At 70.0% G+C, this 18,273-nt stretch carries 17 protein-coding genes; 3 read left to right on the top strand and 14 right to left on the bottom strand.

What is annotated here, in order from left to right:
- Window positions 1-141: 141 nt before the first annotated feature.
- The 10 genes from ACZ5IK_RS13265 to ACZ5IK_RS13220 all read right to left on the bottom strand — a co-directional run bounded on the left by ACZ5IK_RS13265 (window position 142) and on the right by ACZ5IK_RS13220 (window position 11,667).
- Entirely contained in the window at window positions 142-1,512 is a 1,371-nt protein-coding gene (locus ACZ5IK_RS13265) for a replication-associated recombination protein A (protein WP_410601985.1), read from the bottom strand.
- 43 nt (window positions 1,513-1,555) lie between these two features.
- Window positions 1,556-2,404: an SGNH/GDSL hydrolase family protein gene (locus tag ACZ5IK_RS13260; protein WP_465487911.1), complete on the bottom strand. Its 849-nt coding sequence runs from the start codon at window positions 2,402-2,404 to the stop codon at window positions 1,556-1,558.
- A 76-nt stretch (window positions 2,405-2,480) separates the two neighbouring features.
- Window positions 2,481-3,668 (bottom strand): phosphotransferase, encoded by a 1,188-nt coding sequence (locus ACZ5IK_RS13255; protein WP_465487910.1) that lies wholly within the window; start codon window positions 3,666-3,668, stop codon window positions 2,481-2,483.
- A 79-nt stretch (window positions 3,669-3,747) separates the two neighbouring features.
- Window positions 3,748-4,689, bottom strand: coding sequence for a DUF389 domain-containing protein (locus ACZ5IK_RS13250; RefSeq protein ID WP_465487909.1), 942 nt, complete (start codon window positions 4,687-4,689; stop codon window positions 3,748-3,750).
- The gene (gene aspS / locus ACZ5IK_RS13245; RefSeq protein WP_465487908.1) at window positions 4,689-6,461 is read right to left on the bottom strand and encodes an aspartate--tRNA ligase; all 1,773 of its coding nucleotides are present in this window, start codon (window positions 6,459-6,461) and stop codon (window positions 4,689-4,691) included. The genes ACZ5IK_RS13250 and aspS overlap by 1 nt, the downstream gene beginning before the upstream one ends.
- 117 nt (window positions 6,462-6,578) lie before the next feature.
- A complete protein-coding gene (merB, locus tag ACZ5IK_RS13240) occupies window positions 6,579-7,160 on the bottom strand; it encodes an organomercurial lyase (RefSeq protein WP_465487907.1) in 582 nt (193 codons plus the stop codon).
- A 118-nt stretch (window positions 7,161-7,278) separates the two neighbouring features.
- Window positions 7,279-9,186, bottom strand: a complete 1,908-nt coding sequence (locus tag ACZ5IK_RS13235) for an intein-containing Rv2578c family radical SAM protein (protein ID WP_465487906.1) — start codon at window positions 9,184-9,186, stop codon at window positions 7,279-7,281.
- A gap of 134 nt (window positions 9,187-9,320) precedes the next feature.
- Window positions 9,321-10,268, bottom strand: coding sequence for a sucrase ferredoxin (locus ACZ5IK_RS13230; RefSeq protein ID WP_465487905.1), 948 nt, complete (start codon window positions 10,266-10,268; stop codon window positions 9,321-9,323).
- A gap of 85 nt (window positions 10,269-10,353) precedes the next feature.
- Window positions 10,354-11,535: a cupin domain-containing protein gene (locus ACZ5IK_RS13225; RefSeq protein WP_465487904.1), complete on the bottom strand. Its 1,182-nt coding sequence runs from the start codon at window positions 11,533-11,535 to the stop codon at window positions 10,354-10,356.
- Window positions 11,536-11,667 carry a hypothetical protein gene (locus ACZ5IK_RS13220; protein ID WP_255431246.1) on the bottom strand — a complete coding sequence of 44 codons (132 nt, stop codon included), beginning with the start codon at window positions 11,665-11,667 and terminating at the stop codon, window positions 11,536-11,538.
- Window positions 11,668-11,839: 172 nt separating this feature from the next.
- On the opposite strand from ACZ5IK_RS13220, the gene crcB (ACZ5IK_RS13215) reads away from it, so the two are divergent.
- Window positions 11,840-12,250, top strand: a complete 411-nt coding sequence (crcB, locus tag ACZ5IK_RS13215) for a fluoride efflux transporter CrcB (protein WP_465487903.1) — start codon at window positions 11,840-11,842, stop codon at window positions 12,248-12,250.
- The gene (crcB, locus tag ACZ5IK_RS13210; RefSeq protein WP_465487902.1) at window positions 12,247-12,621 is read left to right on the top strand and encodes a fluoride efflux transporter CrcB; all 375 of its coding nucleotides are present in this window, start codon (window positions 12,247-12,249) and stop codon (window positions 12,619-12,621) included. The genes crcB (ACZ5IK_RS13215) and crcB (ACZ5IK_RS13210) overlap by 4 nt, the downstream gene beginning before the upstream one ends.
- A gap of 1 nt (window position 12,622) precedes the next feature.
- On the opposite strand, the gene ACZ5IK_RS13205 is transcribed toward crcB (ACZ5IK_RS13210), so the two are convergent.
- The gene (locus ACZ5IK_RS13205) at window positions 12,623-13,048 is read right to left on the bottom strand and encodes a MarR family winged helix-turn-helix transcriptional regulator (protein WP_101606679.1); all 426 of its coding nucleotides are present in this window, start codon (window positions 13,046-13,048) and stop codon (window positions 12,623-12,625) included.
- 87 nt (window positions 13,049-13,135) lie between these two features.
- Between ACZ5IK_RS13205 and ACZ5IK_RS13200 the strand changes: the two genes are divergently transcribed.
- Window positions 13,136-14,212 carry an NAD(P)/FAD-dependent oxidoreductase gene (locus tag ACZ5IK_RS13200; RefSeq protein ID WP_465487901.1) on the top strand — a complete coding sequence of 359 codons (1,077 nt, stop codon included), beginning with the start codon at window positions 13,136-13,138 and terminating at the stop codon, window positions 14,210-14,212.
- Window positions 14,213-14,283: 71 nt separating this feature from the next.
- Here ACZ5IK_RS13200 and ACZ5IK_RS13195 read toward each other — a convergent pair whose 3' ends face one another.
- From ACZ5IK_RS13195 to ACZ5IK_RS13185, 3 genes are read right to left on the bottom strand one after another with little or no spacing between them, the layout of a single operon-like run.
- Entirely contained in the window at window positions 14,284-15,234 is a 951-nt protein-coding gene (locus ACZ5IK_RS13195; RefSeq protein ID WP_465487900.1) for an LLM class F420-dependent oxidoreductase, read from the bottom strand.
- Window positions 15,231-17,345 carry a S9 family peptidase gene (locus ACZ5IK_RS13190; RefSeq protein WP_465487899.1) on the bottom strand — a complete coding sequence of 705 codons (2,115 nt, stop codon included), beginning with the start codon at window positions 17,343-17,345 and terminating at the stop codon, window positions 15,231-15,233. Before ACZ5IK_RS13190 ends, ACZ5IK_RS13195 begins: the two co-directional genes overlap by 4 nt.
- Before the next feature lie 20 nt (window positions 17,346-17,365).
- Window positions 17,366-18,220, bottom strand: a complete 855-nt coding sequence (locus ACZ5IK_RS13185; protein ID WP_465487898.1) for a PPK2 family polyphosphate kinase — start codon at window positions 18,218-18,220, stop codon at window positions 17,366-17,368.
- Window positions 18,221-18,273 lie beyond the last annotated feature (53 nt).

Below are 18,273 nucleotides of genomic sequence, written 5' to 3'. Positions count from 1 at the left end.
ACGCGTGTAGGCCGTTATACGTCAAGCGTCGTCGGGGTCAGCCGCGAGCGTGGGGCTCGGGAGCGGGACGGTCCAGTTGCCCAGGGTGCCCCTTACCACTCACGAGACCCGGCTCGAAACGGCACGGACACGCCGCTCACTTCAAGAACGTTCACCCCGGATCGTGCGCCGCAGCTTCGGAACCCGCTCGTGCAGAGTCCGCTCCGCACCCCGCTGCGTCGGCTCGTAGTAGTCCCGTCCGACCAGTTCGTCCGGCGGATACTGTTGCGCCAGAACACCTTCCGGCGCGTTGGGCGGATACCGGTACCCCTTCGCGTTGCCGAGCTTCTCCGCCCCCGCGTAGTGCCCGTCCCGCAGGTGCGGCGGCACCGTCCCGATCCGCCCGGACCGGACGTCGGACAGCGCCGCGTCGATCGAGGTGACGATGGCGTTCGACTTCGGCGCCGTCGCCAGGTGCACGGTCGCCTGCGCCAGCGCCAGCCGTCCTTCCGGCATCCCGATGAACTGCACCGCGTGCGCCGCCGCGACGGCCGACTGCAGTGCCGTCGGATCGGCCATCCCGATGTCCTCGCTCGCGTGCACCACCAGGCGGCGGGCCAGGAACCGCGGGTCCTCCCCCGCTTCGATCATCCGCGCCAGGTAGTGCAGCGCGGCGTCGACGTCGGAGCCGCGGATCGACTTGATGAACGCGCTGATGACGTCGTAGTGCTGATCGCCGTCGCGGTCGTACCGTACCGCCGCCTTGTCCACTGTGGACTCGACGATGGCGAGGTCGATCGTCTTGGCCTCGGTCGCGCTCGCGGCGTCGGCGGCGGCTTCCAGCGCGGTCAGCGCGCGCCGGGCGTCGCCGGTGGCCAGCCGCACCAGATGCGCCCGCGCCTCTTCGGTCAGGGTGAGTTCGCCGCCGAGACCTCGTTCGTCGGTCAGCGCGCGGTCGATCAGGGCGACGATGTCGTCGTCGGTCAGCGGCCGCAGTTGCAGCACCAGCGACCGCGAGAGCAGCGGGGCGACGACGGAGAACGACGGGTTCTCCGTGGTGGCCGCCACCAGCAGCACCGTGCGATCCTCGACCGCGCCGAGCAGGGCGTCCTGCTGCGTCTTGGAGAACCGGTGGACCTCGTCGATGAACAGGACCGTGTTCTCGGCGTTGTAGTTGCGGCGGCGCCGGGCCTCTTCGATGACCCCGCGGACCTCCTTCACCCCGGCCGACAGCGCCGACATCGCCACGAAACGGCGACCGGTCGCGGCCGAAACGAGGTTCGCCAGCGTGGTCTTGCCGGTCCCCGGCGGACCGTAGAGCAGCACGGAGGCGGGGGCGGCGCCCTCGACGAGCCGCCGCAGCGGCGCGCCCTCGCGCAGAAGGTGCTGCTGGCCGACGACCTCGCCGAGCGTCCGCGGCCGCATCCGCACGGCCAGCGGCGAGCCTGCCGGTACGGCGACCTCCCTCGGCTCGTCATCCTCCGGAGGAGGCCCGAGATCGGGGTTCACGGTGAAGAGTTCGTCCTGTGCCACGGTGTCGACGGTAGCCGTACCCACCGACGGTTCCGGCCACAGGTCAGCGCAGCCGCTCCCGGAACGAGTGCCACATGATGACGGCCGCGTAGGGCACGAACTCGCGGCCCCGCCGCCACACCCACGGCACCCCCTTCAGCACCAGCCAGCCGACATGCCCGGCGGTGCTCGGCTCCACGCCTCCCGAGCAGGTCAGGCTGACCGGACGCGGCACCGCGAACCCGGCTTCGGACAGCCGTTCGGTGAACCCGGTCGCCAGCATCCGGTGCCCGAGTTCCGACGGGTGCAGCCGGTCGACGCTCCACGAGGTGAGGTCGTAGGCGCCGGGCAGCAGTTCGAGGTCGAGACACGGCACGCCTTCGCGCTCGACGACACCGGCGATGGCGGCGTTCAGTTCGGCCACCCGCTCGCTCAGCGCCCGCCGCAGCGACTGCGGGAGGCGGAACACCTTGCCGTGGTCGTGGTAGCGCACCGGCACCACGGTGGTGCCGACGGCGGCCAGCGAGCGGATCACTTCGGTGAGGTCCGCGGCGATCCGCTCGGCGCTGAAGTCGGGCCGCAGCGTGTCGTTCATCCCCGCCACCACCAGCGCGACGTCCGGCCGGTGCGCCACGGCCGCGGGAAGCTGCTTCGTCAGCACGCACCCCATGCGCGCTCCGGCGAACGACGGGTTCAGGTAGCCGTCCGGCTCGACGCCCAGCGCCTCGGCGACGAGCGGGCCGACCCCGCGCCAGCCGCCTCTGTCCGGCAGCGGGTCACCCAGGCCCACGGCGGTGGAATCGCCGAGCACGACCAGTCTGCGAGCGGACCGGGGTACGGCCGGGGCAGGAGGAAGGAGGGGTTCGGGACTCGGAGTGACTTCGACACTGATCACGGTCACGGTAGCCACCATCGGCCACGCAGACTCACCTGCGGTGATGCCTGGGTAACGCGGCGAGGACGGTCGAGCGAAAAGTCCGTGCGGGCGGTTACCGGAACGCGGGGTAGAACGCCAGGTCCGCGTGCGGACCCAGCCGGGCCCCGAGCGCCGCGGCGACCCGGGTGGCGTGTTCGGAGATGTCCGTCAGGCGGGCGCGCAGCGATTGCTTGGCCAGTTCCCGCCACCAGGTCACCAATCCGGCCTCCCGGCTGATCGGCGTGGCGTGCCTGTCCAGGTCCAGCTCGGGGAGGATTTCCCAGGTGATGATCCACAGCAGGAGCAGCTGACCGTCCATCAGGTGCTCGGCCAGCGCGTCCTCGTCCGCGAGCGCGGGCCAGACCGAGACGACCTCCGCCCGCCAGGCCGCGATCATCGCCTCGCTCATCCCCGGCGGCAGCGCCAGCGCGTCCGCGGTCGACGCGAACGGCAGCCGCAGGTACGCCGCGTCCATCAGGGTGCTGCGCACCCGGCCGCGTTCGAAGTCGAGGAATCGCACTCCGCCGCTGGTCACGAGGTTGTTGTCCGGGCTGAGGTCGACCGGGCTGAACGCGCGGTACGACGGCGCGCCCGCGCGCTCGGCGACCTCCATGACCCGCCGTTGCACCGGCTCCGGTGTCTCGACGTCGAGCAGTTCCTCAAGCAGCCCCGGCAGCTGAGCGCAGACCGCGGGCAGCGGCGCGTCCTCGTTCTTGACCGGACCACCCAGACGGCGCAGGAGCGCGTTGAAATCGGGCTCTCGGCTCGCGGTGCTCGCGTGCAGCCTGCCCAGCGACCGGGCCCACGACAGCAGCGCGCGTTCGGCTCCGCGCGCGTCACGGGCGTGGAGCTTGTCGTGCAGCGTCGGGACGCCGCCGAGGTCCTCGATCACCAGGACGCGATACCGGCCGTCGTGCGCCAGCAGTTCCGGGCACATCCGGTCCTCCGGCGCGAGCGCGGTGAACAGCTGGTAGCTGACCGCCTCCTGCGCGAACGGATCGGCCCGTCCCGGTTCGGGTGGATCGGGGTAGTGCTTGATGACCAGGGTGCGCGGCAACGCGAACGGCGAGGACGCCACCCGCGCCCGGACGACCGTTGCCGGGCCACTGCCGGCGAGGTCTTCCGGGGCTACGAGAGTGATCGCGCTGCCGAAGCGGCGCGAAAGGACCGACTCGCCCGCAGCGACTGCCGCTGCGACGGCGAGGGTTTCGGCTCCAGCTCCGACGGTGGAATCATCGGCAGAGGAGGTATCGACTGTCATTACCACCGACCCTACTCGTGACTGAGCAACCATGACCACTGAGATCCGGGCAAACGCGCGCACTGGCGCGATCTGGGACTCATCCGCGTGAAAGCGGACGTTCCGTTACCCTCGATCGTTGCCCTCGACGGCGCAACATCAGCACAATGGCCGCAGCTGCAACGATTCCGATGAGATTGACCAGCAGCTGACCGGCCGAATAGAGGCACCGGTCCCACTCACCGGCAACCGCGGCGACCACGGCGTAGCCCGCCGCCGGCACCGTGGTCACCGAGATGAAAACGCCGACCAGGGCGGCGGATTTGGCCGAAGTCATGGAAAGCATCCCCGCCGCGCCCGCGAGCAGCGCGACGATCAGCGACGCGATTCCCACCTGGTAAACGAAATCCGCCTCGTGGTTGTCCAAGAGCTTGCCGACCTCGAGAACTCCCGTGGCGTTGCCCAGCAGCACCACACCGAGGGTGATCACCATGGCGATGGGAAATCCGCCCAGCAGCGCGACGGTGCCTTGTTTCACCAGATCACCCCGCCGCAGCACCAGCCCGACCGCGATGGCCGCCAGCGGGCCGAATTCCGGCCCGACGACCATCGCGCCGACGATGGTGACCGACGAGTTCGTGATCACGCCCACCGACGCCAGCAGGCAGGCGATGGTCAGAAACGCCTGAAATGTCCAGGTGAGCCGGGATTCCTCACCCGTGCGGCCGACGAGTTCCTGCCACACCACCGCGTCCGCGGCCTCCCCCGGCGCGTCCTCTTCGGCCTTGTCCGCGGCGTCGGACACCGCGGTGTCCAGCGCCTCCAAGGTGATCCCGCCGGTGTGGTCGAGGTCGAGCCCGCACAGCGACTCGATGATGTCGTCGGTCGCCTCGCGGGCGATGTCGGCCTCGATCAGGTCGCCCTCGGGCGCGACCGCCACCCCGCGATGCAGGACGAGGTGCGCGGTCCCGGGGTGTGCCCGCAGGATCCGGATCGCTTCTTCGGTCCGGTCCGGCGGGCACACGGCCCTGAGATGGAGCATCAGTTCTTGACGGGCGGCGCGGGCTTGGCGTCGATGCCCGCCTCCTTGCGCTGTTCCGGCGTGATCGGCGCCGGGGCCGCGGTCAGCGGGTCGAATCCGCCGCCGGTCTTCGGGAACGCGATCACGTCACGCAGCGAATCGGCCTTGGCCAGCAGCATGACGATCCGGTCCCAGCCGAACGCGATGCCGCCGTGCGGCGGCGGGCCGAACGCGAAGGCGTCGAGCAGAAAGCCGAACTTCTCCTGCGCCTCCTCCTCGCCGAGGCCCATCAGCTCGAAGACCTGCTTCTGCAGTTCCTGCTGGTGGATACGGATCGAGCCGCCGCCGATCTCGTTGCCGTTGCAGACGATGTCGTAGGCGTAGGCCAGCGCGCTGCCGGGGTCGTCGGCGAGTTTGCCGATCCACTCCGGGGTCGGCGAGGTGAAGGCGTGGTGCAGCGCCTTCCACTTGCCGCCGCCGACGGCGACGTCGTCGGACTCGTCGGCCGAGATGAACATCGGGAAGTCGACGACCCACACGAACGACCAGGCGTTTTCGTCGATCAGGCCGAGACGGCTGCCGATCTCCAGCCGGGTCGCGCCGAGGAGCGAACGCGCGTCGGCGGGCTTGCCGGCGGCGAAGAAGACGCAGTCGCCCGGCTTGGCGCCGACGGCCTCGGCGACGGTCTCCCGCTCCTTCTCCGACAGGTTCTTCGCGACCGGCCCGCCGAGCGTGCCGTCCTCGTTGACGAGGATGTAGGCGAGACCGCGGTGACCGCGCTGCTTGGCGAAGTCCTGCCAGGCGTCGAGGGTGCGGCGCGGCTGGTCGGCCCCGCCCGCCATCACGACGGCACCGACGTAGGGCGCCTGGAACACGCGGAACGGCGTGTCGGCGAAGAACGCGGTCATGTCGGTGAGTTCGAGGTCGAAGCGCAGGTCCGGCTTGTCAGAGCCGTACTTCTCCATCGCCTCGGCGTAGGTGATGCGCTGGAACGGCCGGGGGATCTCGGCGCCGATCAGCTTCCACAGCGCCGTCACGATGTCCTCGCCGAGGGCGATGACGTCGTCCTGCTCGACGAAGCTCATCTCGATGTCGAGCTGGGTGAACTCCGGCTGCCGGTCGGCGCGGAAGTCCTCGTCCCGGTAGCAGCGCGCGATCTGGTAGTACCGCTCGAGCCCGCCGACCATGAGCAGCTGTTTGAACAGCTGCGGCGACTGCGGAAGCGCGTACCAGGAACCGGGCTTGAGGCGGGCCGGGACCACGAAGTCACGGGCACCTTCGGGGGTGGAGCGGGTCATGGTCGGGGTCTCGACCTCGACGAACTCCTGGGCGTGCAGCACTTCGCGGGCGGCCCGGTTGACGTCGCTGCGCAGGCGCATCGCGGCCGCGGGGCCGCTGCGGCGCAGGTCGAGGTAGCGGTGCTTCAGGCGCGTCTCTTCGCCGACGTCGACCCGGTCGTCGATCGGGAACGGCAGCACGGCGGCCTCGGACAGCACCTCGAGCTCGGTGGCCAGCACCTCGATCTCGCCGGTGGGGATCTCGGCGTTGGCGTTGCCGTCCGGGCGCTTCGAGACCTCGCCGACGATGCGGAGGCAGTACTCCGACCGCAGCTGGTGCGCGCGCTCGGCCATCTCGCCCTCGCGGAAGACGACCTGGCTCACGCCGCTGGCGTCGCGCAGATCGATGAAGATGACGCCGCCGTGATCGCGCCGCCGAGCCACCCATCCGGTGAGGGTGACCGTCTGACCGGCGTGCTCGGCACGCAAGGTGCCGGCTTTGTGGGTGCGAAGCACTGCGGGTGCTCTCCTTCGGCATCACGATTCTGCGATTCGACGGCGCTGCGGTTCGACTGCTCTGCGCCGACGTCAAAGGCTAACGAATCGCCCCCGATGCCTCGCGACCAGGTGTTCTCAGATCGTCGGCCAGGCCTCCAGCGCCGCGACCATCCGCCGGGTGTGCGCCAGATAGTCGGGCACGGACAGGACCCGGCCGTCGATGTTCTCCAGCAGCCAGCCCGCCGCGGCCTCCTTCGAGGCGAAGAACTGGGTGCAGACCAGCGCCTCGACGTAGTCCTGGCCGAGGGTGAGGTCGACGCCCGGCAACCGCGACGCGGCGACGACGGCGTGCGGCGGGTCGACGCTCAGCACGTGCGCCCGGGTGAAGTGGACACGGACGCGCGCTCCGGTCGCCGGGCAGACCGAATCCGCGTGCACGGGTTCGCCGGTGGCGACGGCCAGCAGGAACAGGTCCACCCGGAACAGGTCGGAACCCGGCCGGTCGGCCGGACCGGGCCGGGCGCCGCGGTCCATCACGACCAGACCGTCACGGATGACGAAACCCATCAGGTCCATCAGCCGGTGGGCCTCGGCGGGGTCCATCCCGACGGTGGCGGCGAGTCTGCCAATGGCGATGGGGTGTCTGCCCGCTCTGGTCAGCTTGGTCGCGGCCCAGGCGATGCGGACAGCGGCGGTGCGGTCAGTCCGGGTGGTCAACAGGCACCTCCTCGCCTTCGTCCCTTCGAGATTAATCACGAAAAGGATTTCCGCCAAGTGACTAAGCCGAACGGCCGAATCCGTTGTGACGTAAGAAGATTCACATTACGTATCCGGTTCACAGCAGCTTGAGCTGTTCCGCGGCGGGCGCCACCTCCTCCCCCACACGCTGCACGGGCATCGTCACTTGCATCCGGTCCCCGCCGTCCGCACGGGAACCGAAGCCGTGACGGCGCAGCAGCGGGCCGACGCGTGTCCCCAGCCGCTCTCGATAGGACTTCGGGAGATACGCGCCGCGCGAGTACAGCTCGCGATATTTCGGCACCAGCTCCGGGTGTTCGCGGCCGAGCCAGCGCGCGAACCACTCCCGCGCGCCCGGCCGCAAGTGCAACGGGAGGACGGTGACCCGCGTGGCACCGGCCTCGGCCAGCCGCGCGAACAAGGCGTCGAGCGCCTCCACCGAGTCGGTCAGGTACGGCAGCACCGGGGCGACCAGCACCGAACACGGGAGCCCGGCGTCGGCCGCCTTGCGGATCAGGTCGAGCCTCGCCCGCGGGGTCGGCGTCCCGGGTTCGAGGCGGCGTTGCAGATCCTCGTCCAGCAACGCGAGCGAGATCGCCAGCCCGGCGGGCACGTCCTTCGACACCGATTCCAGCAGCGGCAGATCCCTGGCCAGCACGGTCCCCTTGGTCAGGATGGACAGTGGCGTGCCCGAATCCGCGAGCGCGGTGATGATGCGCGGCATCAGCCCGTACCGGCCCTCGGCGCGCTGATAAGGATCGGTGTTCGTGCCCATCGCGACGTGCTCGCGCGTCCAGTTCGGCCGCCGCAGCTGCGCGGCCAGCACTTCGGGCGCGTTGACCTTGACGATCACCTGCGTGTCGAAGTCCCGTCCGGCGTCGAAATCCAGATAGGTGTGGGTGTTCCGCGCGAAGCAGTTGTGCGTGACCATGCCGTCGGCGATGAAGTCACCGGTGCCGGTGGTGATGTCGAACAGCGGCAGCTCGATGCCGAGCGCCTCGATGGACGACACCTTCCGCCTGGTCCGGCCGATGGCGAGACCGTCGAGGGACCGTTTCCAGCCGACGGCGGGGTCGGCGAGGTGGAAGAAGCGCATCTCTTCGGCCGGGCCGCCGATCAGCTGAACCGTCCACAACGGACGGAACTTGACGTTTTCGGTCTTCACGTATCGGAAACCGAAGTTGTCGAGCGCGGCGCAGAAGGTCGAGACGATGTCCTGTTCGTCGTGGGTGACGCGCAGCGCGCCGTGCCGGTAACTGCCGGCGAGGTCGAACAGCCCGGCCAGGAATCCGCGCTGCCAATGGGAATCCGGTGACGGTGGCACCTGCACGAAGCCGACCGACGCGCCGAAGTCGGGCAGGTACTTGAGCGCGCGGTCCGCGGCGGCCTGTTCGGCCGAGAAACCCCCGGACCGCAGCATTCCGCAGAGGAAACCGGCGCGGTAACCGATGGTGTCGTCCGGGGTCCTGGCCAGCTTCCCGACCCCGACGAGTTCGGTGCCGCCGACCAGATGCGGCCGCTGCGCCGCGCCGAAACGGGAACCCGTGACGTGCTTCCACCCGCGTCCGGTGAGGAACCGGTGGTCGCCACTGGCCACGATGGACGTTCCGTCGTCGAGGGTCAGGCGGTACGCAGGTTTGAGTGTCGACCAGTGCGCGAGGACGGTGGTGGGCACCAGGCGCCGCCCCGCGCCGCGCCCGCGCGTCCCGTAGATCTCGTCTCCGGGCGCGAGATCCGCGAGTGGCTTTGTCCGGCCGTCGGCCATCAGGACCGGCGTCCCGCCTTCGAGGCAGTACGTGCACGCGTGAGAGCAGCCGCGGTACGGGTTCACCGTCCAGCCGAACGGGACCCCCGAACCCTCGGGCACCTTGTTCAGCACGGACTTGGCGTGCACCTCGTGAAAGGTGACGCCGTCGAATTCGGGTGCCCGCACGGAGCGCAGCAGCCCGTCCAATCCGGGCAGGACCGGCTCGCCGCCGTCCGCCCGCTGTCGATCCCATCGCACCCGGCCAGTCGAACACATGTTCTAGACAGGTGTCAAACAGGTGTTCGAACGCGGGTGATCTTCACCGCGTTTCGTCCTCTAGTTGCGGTAGTTGCACGCGCAAGGACCGCAACTAGAGGACGAAACGCGAGGGTTCAGAGCTTGGTGATCTCGTCGGTGACGTACCCGGCGGGCTGGATGAGACCCGCGCACCGGCTCTCCCCGCGCGGCGTCGCCGACCGGCGGCGCACGGTCACGGAGTAGAAATCCTCGCCGCCGCGCACGGTGACCACCCGCGCGTCGGATTCGAGCAGCGGCTCCTCCTGGACGGCGAGCACGTCGTCCAATCCGGACAGGTTCAGCTGACGCCGGATCGCGATCTCCGCGAACTGCGCCCATGCCGTCCTGGCGGACGTGCGGCCGCGGAGCTGTTCCGGTTCGACCTGCCCGCGCAACGCGGCCTTGGCGACCAGCGCCGCTTCGGCCGGGTTGAGCTGGCCGTGCAGGAATCCGTCGGGGACCACGAGGAGGTTGCCCGCCCAGCGGTCGCCGCCGACGTGGCTGACCTCCCAGGACCGGCCAGGGTGGTTGGCGTTGAGCGCCGAGGCCAGCGGGCGGCCGAGGACCGCGCAGCACATGTCCTTGGTGCCGTGCGTGCAGACCAGGAACAGCGGACCGTCCACTCGCGTGCCGAGCCCGCCGACGCCGTTCGCGACCGCTTCGAGGTCCAGTCCGGCCAGGTCTCTCGTATCGCGGATCTCCAGGCGCTCCAGCCAGCGGTTGCCCGGCTCGCCCCCGCCGACGTACACGACGCGGGGGCGATCCGGGTCTCGCTGGTGCTTGCCGGGACGGCGGATCAGCAGCGGGCGGAGCCCGTGCGAACGTCTCAGGTTCTCGAGCAGCTCACGGCGCTCGGCGGGGAATGCCTCGTCGAGCAGGTTTTCCAGCGCGTCCGCGGGCCAGGGGCCCGGCTGCTCGATGAGCAGCCAGCAGCGCATGTCGGCCGCGGTGCCGGCGGGGCTCGCGCCCAGCATGCGCGCGACGGTGGCGCAGCCCGGCATCGCGGCGGGCGGCGCTGGGGTGTCCGAGAGCTGAGCGGTCATCGGCCGACCGCTCCGGACTTGACCTTAGGCATGCCTTAGCTTACCCCGTCCGGGCTACCTTCACACTTCTCGTCCCCTGTGACATTCAGCCGATGGAGAGAAGCCCCTGTGTGGTGAGCTCGCCGAGGAAGGCCCTAACGGTCCCCCGATCGAGTTCGGACAGCTCGGCGAGTCGTTTGACCGCCTGCGGAGTCCCGTCGAGCAACGCTCTCAGCAGCGGAGCCGCGGCGCCCGCGAACACGAACCGTTTGCCGTCCGCGAACAGGGTCACCCGGCCGTCGCCTTCTTCGAGCACCGCCCGGGGGACGAGGAACCGGACTTCGGTCTCGTCACCGTCCGGCAGCAGGCCGGAGGTCGCCGCCCAGGGCAGCCCGACACGCGGATGCGCCGGGGCCGACGAGTCGCGCTCGGCGAGGAAACGGCCGACCACGTCGGTGGTCAGCGTGGCTTCCAGTTCGGCGCGCAGCGCGGCGGCACGGGCCGCGCGCTCGTCCTCCGTCCCGAACCTCGGGAGGTCCTGGCGGAACACGGTGCTCGCCCGCAGCTTGTCGGCGAGCCAGGACACCAGGTCGATCCCGGTGGCCGGGCTGAAACCGAGCGTGAGGTGCAGCGACATCTCCCCCACCGCGGTGACGTCGTGCCAATGCCCGCGCGGGACATAGAGGACGTCGCCGTCTTCGAGGACGAAGTCGTCGATGGGCTCACCGGGCCGCTCGGGCTGGTCGACGTCGCGGTGCAGCGGAGCGGTCCTGGTCGGGCCGTGCATCCGCCAGCGTTTGCGGCCCGCGACCTGGATGATGAACGCGTCGTGGTCGTCCCAGTGCACGTCGAAGCCGTGGGTCACGCCCCAGCCCGCGTACAGGTTGACCTGGACGCTCTCGCGGAGGTCGTGTTCGAGACCCCTGGCGAGGTCGCCGATCGGGTCGCTGAGTTCCTGGATGGCGTCGAGCACCATCGTCGCGCCGCCGCGGAGGTGCTCGGTGAACGGAGCGGCCTGCAGGCGGGGGACGGTGCCACTGCGGCGAGTGGGGACGAGATCGGTGTAGCTCTCCATGGGCACCGGAGTGCCATCGAGCGCCAGGCGCAGCCGCGGGAACTCCAGGCGATGCTGCCGGAGGATCGCGTTCAGCGCCGGCCACGGCAGCAGGTCGGAGAACCGGCCCGCGCGGCCTTCGAAACGGCGGTAGGTCTCGCCCTGGACGTCTTGGAAGAACTGGCTGACCCCGAGCGGAGCCACGAGGTCAGCCAGTGTCGGCGTTTCGGGCACTCAGCCGTCGTTGCCGTCGTTGTCGGCGGCCGCGCCGTTGGCCTTCCCGCGGTCGACCGCGGTCGGGATCATTTCGACCTCCAGCAGCAAACCGCTGTCGGGAGCCTGCGTACCTGACTGTTCCTGTGCCATCCTGCCACCTTTTTCTCAGACGAGCGGACGGACCGAAAATCGGCCTGGAGCGTCGCCAAGCCTACGACACGTTTCGAGAAAATTCACCGCCCAGCAGGGAAAAACGACCTGCGGAGCGATCTTCGACACCGTGGCGCGAGTTCACCCGGACAGCGGTTCTAAGCTCCCATCCATGGCTGAACCGGCATCCGTCCCGCGACCGCGATGGGACGTGCTCGCGGCCGTCGGCGCGGGGGGCGCGCTGGGCAGCCTGGCCCGCTACGGCCTGTCGGTCGCGCTCCCCCATTCGCGGGGCCAATTCGCGCTTTCGACCTTCGCCACCAACGTTTCCGGCTGCCTGCTGATCGGCGTCCTGATGGCACTGCTGACCGCCGCGGCCGATCCGCACCGGCTGCTGCGGCCGTTCCTCGGGGTCGGGATCCTGGGCGGTTACACCACGTTTTCGACCTACGCGACGGACTCACTCGATCTTGTGACGACCGGGCATCCGTTCACCGGGTTGGCGTACGCCTTCGGCACGGTGGCCGCAGCGCTGGTGGCGGTCTACGCCGGCCACGAAATCACCCGCGCGGTGACGAAATGACCGTTTTCCTCGTCGCACTGGGCGGCGGTACCGGCGCGATCCTGCGTTTCCTGACCGATCTGCGGATGCGGGCATGGCGAGGCGCCGCCTTCCCGTGGGGCACGCTGGCGGTCAACATCGTGGGCTCGGCGATCCTCGGCGTCCTCACCGGCTGGGCGCTGTACGGCGGCCAGCCGGACGGGATCCGCTCGCTGCTGGCCGTCGGGTTCTGCGGCGGGCTCACGACGTTCTCGACCTTCGGGTACGAGACGCTGCTCCTGTTCACCGAGAAGACGCGACCGCGCGCCGTGCTGAACGTCGGCGTCACGATGGCCGCCGGGATCGGCGCCGCGGCGGCGGGGCTCCTGCTCGCCGCCGCCGTCTGGCGCTGAGTCAGTCTTCGGGGACCATCCGCCACGCGGCCATCGCGATCGCCTCGCGCTGCTCGGCCGGGAGACCGGCCGCCATCTCCTCCAGCTTCTCGACGACGCCTTCGTGAGCGGCGTTCGCGAGCCGGAGCCCCTCTTCGGTCAGCGTGATCTTCAGCGCGCGGCGATCACAGGAATCCGCGACCCGCTCGACGAGAGCGCGCCGCTGAACCCGGTCCACCAGGCCCGTGACACTGGACTTCTCCAGGTTCAGCAGGCGGCCGAGCTCGGTCATCCCGACGCCGGTCTCCCCCTGCGCCAGCACGCAGAGCAGCTGCGCTTGCTGGGGCGTGAGGTCGTGAGACCGGCCGACGTCGATGAAAGCCCGCTGCACGAGATGCGAGAGCCGCACCAGCGCCGTCGCGAATCCGAGGTCTTCGGCCGTGGTCATGCTCCCTAGTCTACTTGACGATCGTTCGGAGTACGAACTACTGTAGTTCGTAGTACCAACATTACGTACTACGAACTAGGGGGTCTCATGACCACGACCGTGGCCGTCATCGGCGGGGGATACGGCGGCATCACCGTCGCGAAGGAACTGGACGCGTTCACCGACGTCGTCCTCGTCGAGCCGCGCGAGGACTTCGTCCACCACGTCGCCGCGTTGCGCGGGCTCGTCGATCCCGAGTGGACGGATCGGCTCTTCTACCCGTACGCCCGGCTGCTCGAGCGGGGGCGGGTGCTCCGCGACCGCGCGGTGACCGTGGACCAGAACGGCGTCACCCTCGCGTCGGGCGAGCGGCTCACGCCGGACTACGTCGTGCTGGCGACCGGTTCGGCGTACCCGTTCCCGGCGAAGATCGACTTCCAGGACAGCGCCGCGGCGAAGGCGAAGATCCGTGCCACGCGGGAAGAACTCGCGGGCGCGGAGAAGGTGCTGCTGCTCGGTGCGGGCCCGGTGGGGCTCGAGCTGGCGGGTGAGATCAAGGCGGTGTGGCCGGAGAAGGCCGTGACGATCGTCGACCCGGCGGCGGGAATCCTGCCCGGCTTCCCGAACGAGTTCCGCACGGAGATCCGCCGTCAGCTCGACGAACTGGGCGTCGAGCTCCTGCTCGGCACTTCGCTGGCCGAGCCGCCGGTCTCGGAACCGGGGCAGGCGAAGACGTTCACCGCCGCGCTGACCGGCGGCGGCGAGGTGACCGCCGACCTGTGGTTCCAGTGCTACGGGGGCGCGCCGCACACGGCGTACCTCGACGGTGAGCTGGCCGGCGCACGGCAGGCGAACGGGCAGGTGGACGTGACCGCCGACCTGCGGCTTCCCGGGCAGCCGCGGGTGTTCGCGCTCGGCGACATCACCGCGCTGCCGGAAGGGAAGCTGGCGAAGGTGGCCGGTGACCACGCGGAGGTCGTCGTGGCCAACATCCGGGCGCTGATCGAGGGCGGCGAGCTGCGGACCCACACGCCGGGCGGGCCGATGATCTCGCTGCCGCTCGGGCCTTCCGGGGGCGCGACCTACGCCGAGGAGGTGGGGGTGCTGGACGCGGCGACGACCTCGGAGATCAAGGGGTCGCACATGATGGCTTCGCGGTACGAAGAGCTGTTCAACACCGCGTGAGCCCTCCCGGGATGTCATGAAAGGGGCTTTCAGGACGAAAAATGTCCTGAAAGCCCCTTTCATGACACGCGTCAGCGGGGAGCGAGACCCCGAACGTGCGCGAAAGGATCCTCACCCGTCGGAAGCAAGGCGATGATCGGCGTCGTCAACCCGTTGTCCACATAGGACTGTACCTGCTCGCGGCAGGAATCGAGGCTGCCGTGGACGATCAGGTCGTCGACGACCTCGTCCGGGATGACCTGGTTGGCCTTCTGCCGGTCGCCGGCGGCCCACGCCTCGTGCATCGGCGCCAAAGCCTCGCCTCGGCCGAGCCAGTCGTGGAACGCCGCGTACACCGGCACGGTCAGGTAGCTCGAGATGAGCATCCGGCCGAGCCCGCGCGCGGCGGCCTTGTCCTCGGTGGGGCAGACGAAGATCCGCGCGGCGAGTTCGGTGTCCGGACCGATTTCGGCCCGCACCTTCGGCACGTCGGAGGCGGCGAGCCAGTTGGTGATGGCGCCGTCGGCCTCCTTCGCCGCCAGCCGCAGCATGCCCGGCCGCAGCGCGGCGAGCATGATCGACGGCGGCGGGTCGGCGGGCCGCTCCAGCCGGAACTTGCTGACCGAGAAGGACTCGTATTCCTCGGTGACCTTCTCCCCCGCCAGCGCCGACCGCAGGAACCGCAGGGTGTCACGGGAGCGCGCGAACGGGGCCTCGAACTCGGCGGCGTTCCAGTTCTTCACGATCACCGGCGACGACGCCCCGATGCCGAGCACGAACCGGCCGGGCGCCAGTTCCGCGACGGTCGCCGCGCTCATCGCCAGCAGGCCGGGTCCGCGGGTGTACACCGGCACGATCGCGGTGCCCAGCCGCAGCTGCGGCGCCCACTGCGAGGCCAGCACCAGCGGCGTGAAGGCGTCGTTGCCCGCCGTCTCGGCCGACCACGCGTCGGTGTAGCCGAGGTCGGGCAACTGTTCGACCATCTCCTTGTGCGCCGCGAGCGGCACCCCGGTCAGCGGAATCGTGATGCCCCACCGTTTCATGCGTTCTCCTCGCTCTTCACCGCGTCACCGGACAGCTCACGCACGATCCAGTCGATCTGCGTGCGCATCAGGTTCTCCGCGACCTCTTCGGCCTGCGGCGTCATATGCGTCGCGCCGGCCAGCGGCAGGAACACGTGCGCGCGCCCCTTGGCCAGCAGTGCCGACGACAGGCGCAACGAGTGGGCGACGAAAACGTTGTCGTCGGCCAGACCGTGCACGATCAGCAGCGACCGCGAAAGGTCACCGGCGCCGGCGATCAGCGAGTTGTGCTCGTACGACGCCGTTTCCTCCTGCGGAAGCCCGAGGTAGCGCTCGGTGTAGTGCGTGTCGTACAACGACCAGTCGGTCACCGGGGCGCCCGCGATACCGGCGTGGAAGACGTCGGGACGGCGCAGCACGGCCAGCGCGGACAGGTAGCCGCCGTAGGACCAGCCGCGGATCGCGACCCGCTCCAGATCCAGTTCCGGATGGAGCGCGGCCGCCGCGTGCAGGGCGTCGACCTGGTCGGCGAGGGTGACGTCGGCGAGCTTGCCCGCGATCTCCTTCTCCCAGGCGGAACCCCGGCCGGGCGTGCCGCGGCCGTCGGCGACCAGCACCGCGAAACCCTGGTCCGCCAGCCACTGCGGGGTCAGGAAGGCGTTGCGGGTCTGCAGGACACGCTGGGCGTGCGGGCCGCCGTACGGGTCGAGCAGCACCGGCAGCTTGCCTTCGCTCGCCTCGTAGCCGGTCGGCAGCACCAGCGCGGCGCGCAGGCCCCGCTCCCCCAGCGTCAGCCAGGTCAGGTTCGGCACGACGTCGGGATCGACGGTGTAAGAACCGATGCGCGCCACGGTCGTCTCGCCGGACACGACGGTCACCACCGGGCCGCTGCGGTCCAGGCTCCACGACGAGAGCACGGTCAGCGAAGCGTTGCCGGAGCCGACGTGCACACCGTCCTCAGTGGACAGACGGCGGAGTTCGCCGCCTTCGGTCCGGAAGACGTGGATCTGCGTCGGATCGGCTTCCGACGCGCTGAACAGCACCTCGTCGCCGACGTGCAGGATCGAACGCACCTGCAGCCCCGGCGGGGTGACCGCGACCCCGTCGACGATCAGCCGGTGGTCGCCGTCGGCGGCGCTCTCGCGCACCAGTCGTCCGCCGGTCGTCCACGCCGGGACACCCGCGGCGATCTCGACCCAGCACTCGTCGGTCTCGGTGTGCAGGACCTCGACGGCGCCGGTCGCCGGGTCGACCGCCTGGATCTCCAGGGTGCGCTGGTCACGCGACTGCACGGACAGCAGCGGCTTGCCCGCGGCCGACCAGTGCACCGCGGCCAGGTACTCCCAGTCGGTCTTCGCGACGTCGACGCGCGCACCGTCGAGGCCGATGATCGCCAGCGTCACGTCGACGTTCTTCGACCCCGCCGCCGGGTACGCGACCACGGTGGCCGGCGACTGCGGGTTGGCCGGGTCGGCGATCGTCCAGCGCGGCACGGCGGCGCGGTCGGACCGCTCGGCCAGCAGGCTCTTCCCGTCCGGGGACCACCAGTAGCCCCGGGTCCGGTCCATCTCCTCGGCCGCGATGAACTCAGCGAGCCCCCAGGTGATGTCCTCGCCGTCTTCCCCGGCGAGCACGCGGTCCTCACCGGTGGCGCGGTCGATCACCCGCAGGCGCCGGTCGCGGACGTAGGCGACGTGGGTGCCGTCCGGGCTGGGCCTCGGGTCGACGACCGAGCCGTCGACCAGCACGGACACCGCGCCGGTGGCCAGGTCGAGGGTGTGGAGCTTGCCCGACAGCGAGAACGCGGCGACGGTGAAGGCGTCGTCGACCGCGTAGCCGACCACGCCACCACCGGTCTCGCGGCTGCGCTCGCGGCGAGCACGCTCCTCGGGCGGCAGGTCCTCTTCACCCGGCAGCAGCTCGGCCGCGTCGACCAGCTTCGTCTCCTCGCCCGAAACGACGTCGAACGACCACAGGCTGTGCCGCGGGTCGGTGCCGGACTCGGCGCGCAGGAACAGGATGCGGGAGCCGTCCGGAGCGACCTTGAACTCTTTCGGCGCGCCGAGGGTAAAGCGCTGAGTGCGGGCCTGACGGCGGAGGAATGGGAGATCTTCGAGGCTGGTGTCGGTCACGTCCGAACTCTCTCAGACGATCAACCGGGAACGCCAACACCTTCCAGCTTCTTCAGTTCCGTCTCGGGGTCGAAGTCGGCCTGGGGGAACTTCGGGTCCATCTCCTCGATCGTCTCGATCAGCAGCCGCGCGACCAGGAAGTTGCGGTACCACTTGTGATCGGCGGGAACGGCGTACCAGGGCGCGTTCGCCGTCGAGGTCTTCGCGAAGATGTCGGCGTAGGCCTTCTGATAGTCGTTCCATTGGGCGCGCGCGTCGAGGTCGGCGGGGTTGTACTTCCACCACTTCGCCGGGGTCTCCAGCCTCGCCTTGAGCCGCTTCAGCTGCTCCTCCGGCGAGATGTCGAGGAACACCTTCACGACGGTGGTGCCCGCGTCGGCCAGCTCCTGTTCGAACTCGTTGATCTCGGCGTAGCGCTTGCGCGATTCCGCGGCGGGCACCAGTTTCTGCACGCGCGGGACCAGGATGTCCTCGTAGTGGGAGCGGTCGAAGACGCCGACCTGCCCGGGCACGGGGAGCTGTTTGCGGATCCGCCACAGATAGTGGTGGCGTGCCTCGGCCGCGGTCGGCTTCTTGAACCCCGCGTACCGCACGCCCATCGGGTTGACCAGGCCGAGGACGTGCCCGACCGTGCCGCCCTTGCCGGAGGTGTCCATCCCCTGCAGGACCAGCAGGACACTGCGCTTTCCGCCGCCGACGCCCTCCGCGTAGAGGGCCTCCTGCAGCTTCGCGAGCTTGCCGCCGGAGTCGGCGAGGCCCTTGAGCGCCTTCGGCTTCTTGTGCGGCCCGATCGGGAACGAGCCCGGATCGTGCCGCTCGGTCCCCTTGCCGATCCTCAGCGCGTCCCGCACGGAGACGTGGTCCTTTTTCGCCATCCGGCGACGATAACCGCGGTCCGCGCCCCGCGCCTGCGGTGATCAAGTACTCC

This window comes from Amycolatopsis sp. NPDC031561 (assembly GCF_055580625.1).
The sequence above is the reverse complement of the archived record's forward strand: the minus strand, read 5'-3'. Positions and strand labels throughout refer to the sequence as shown.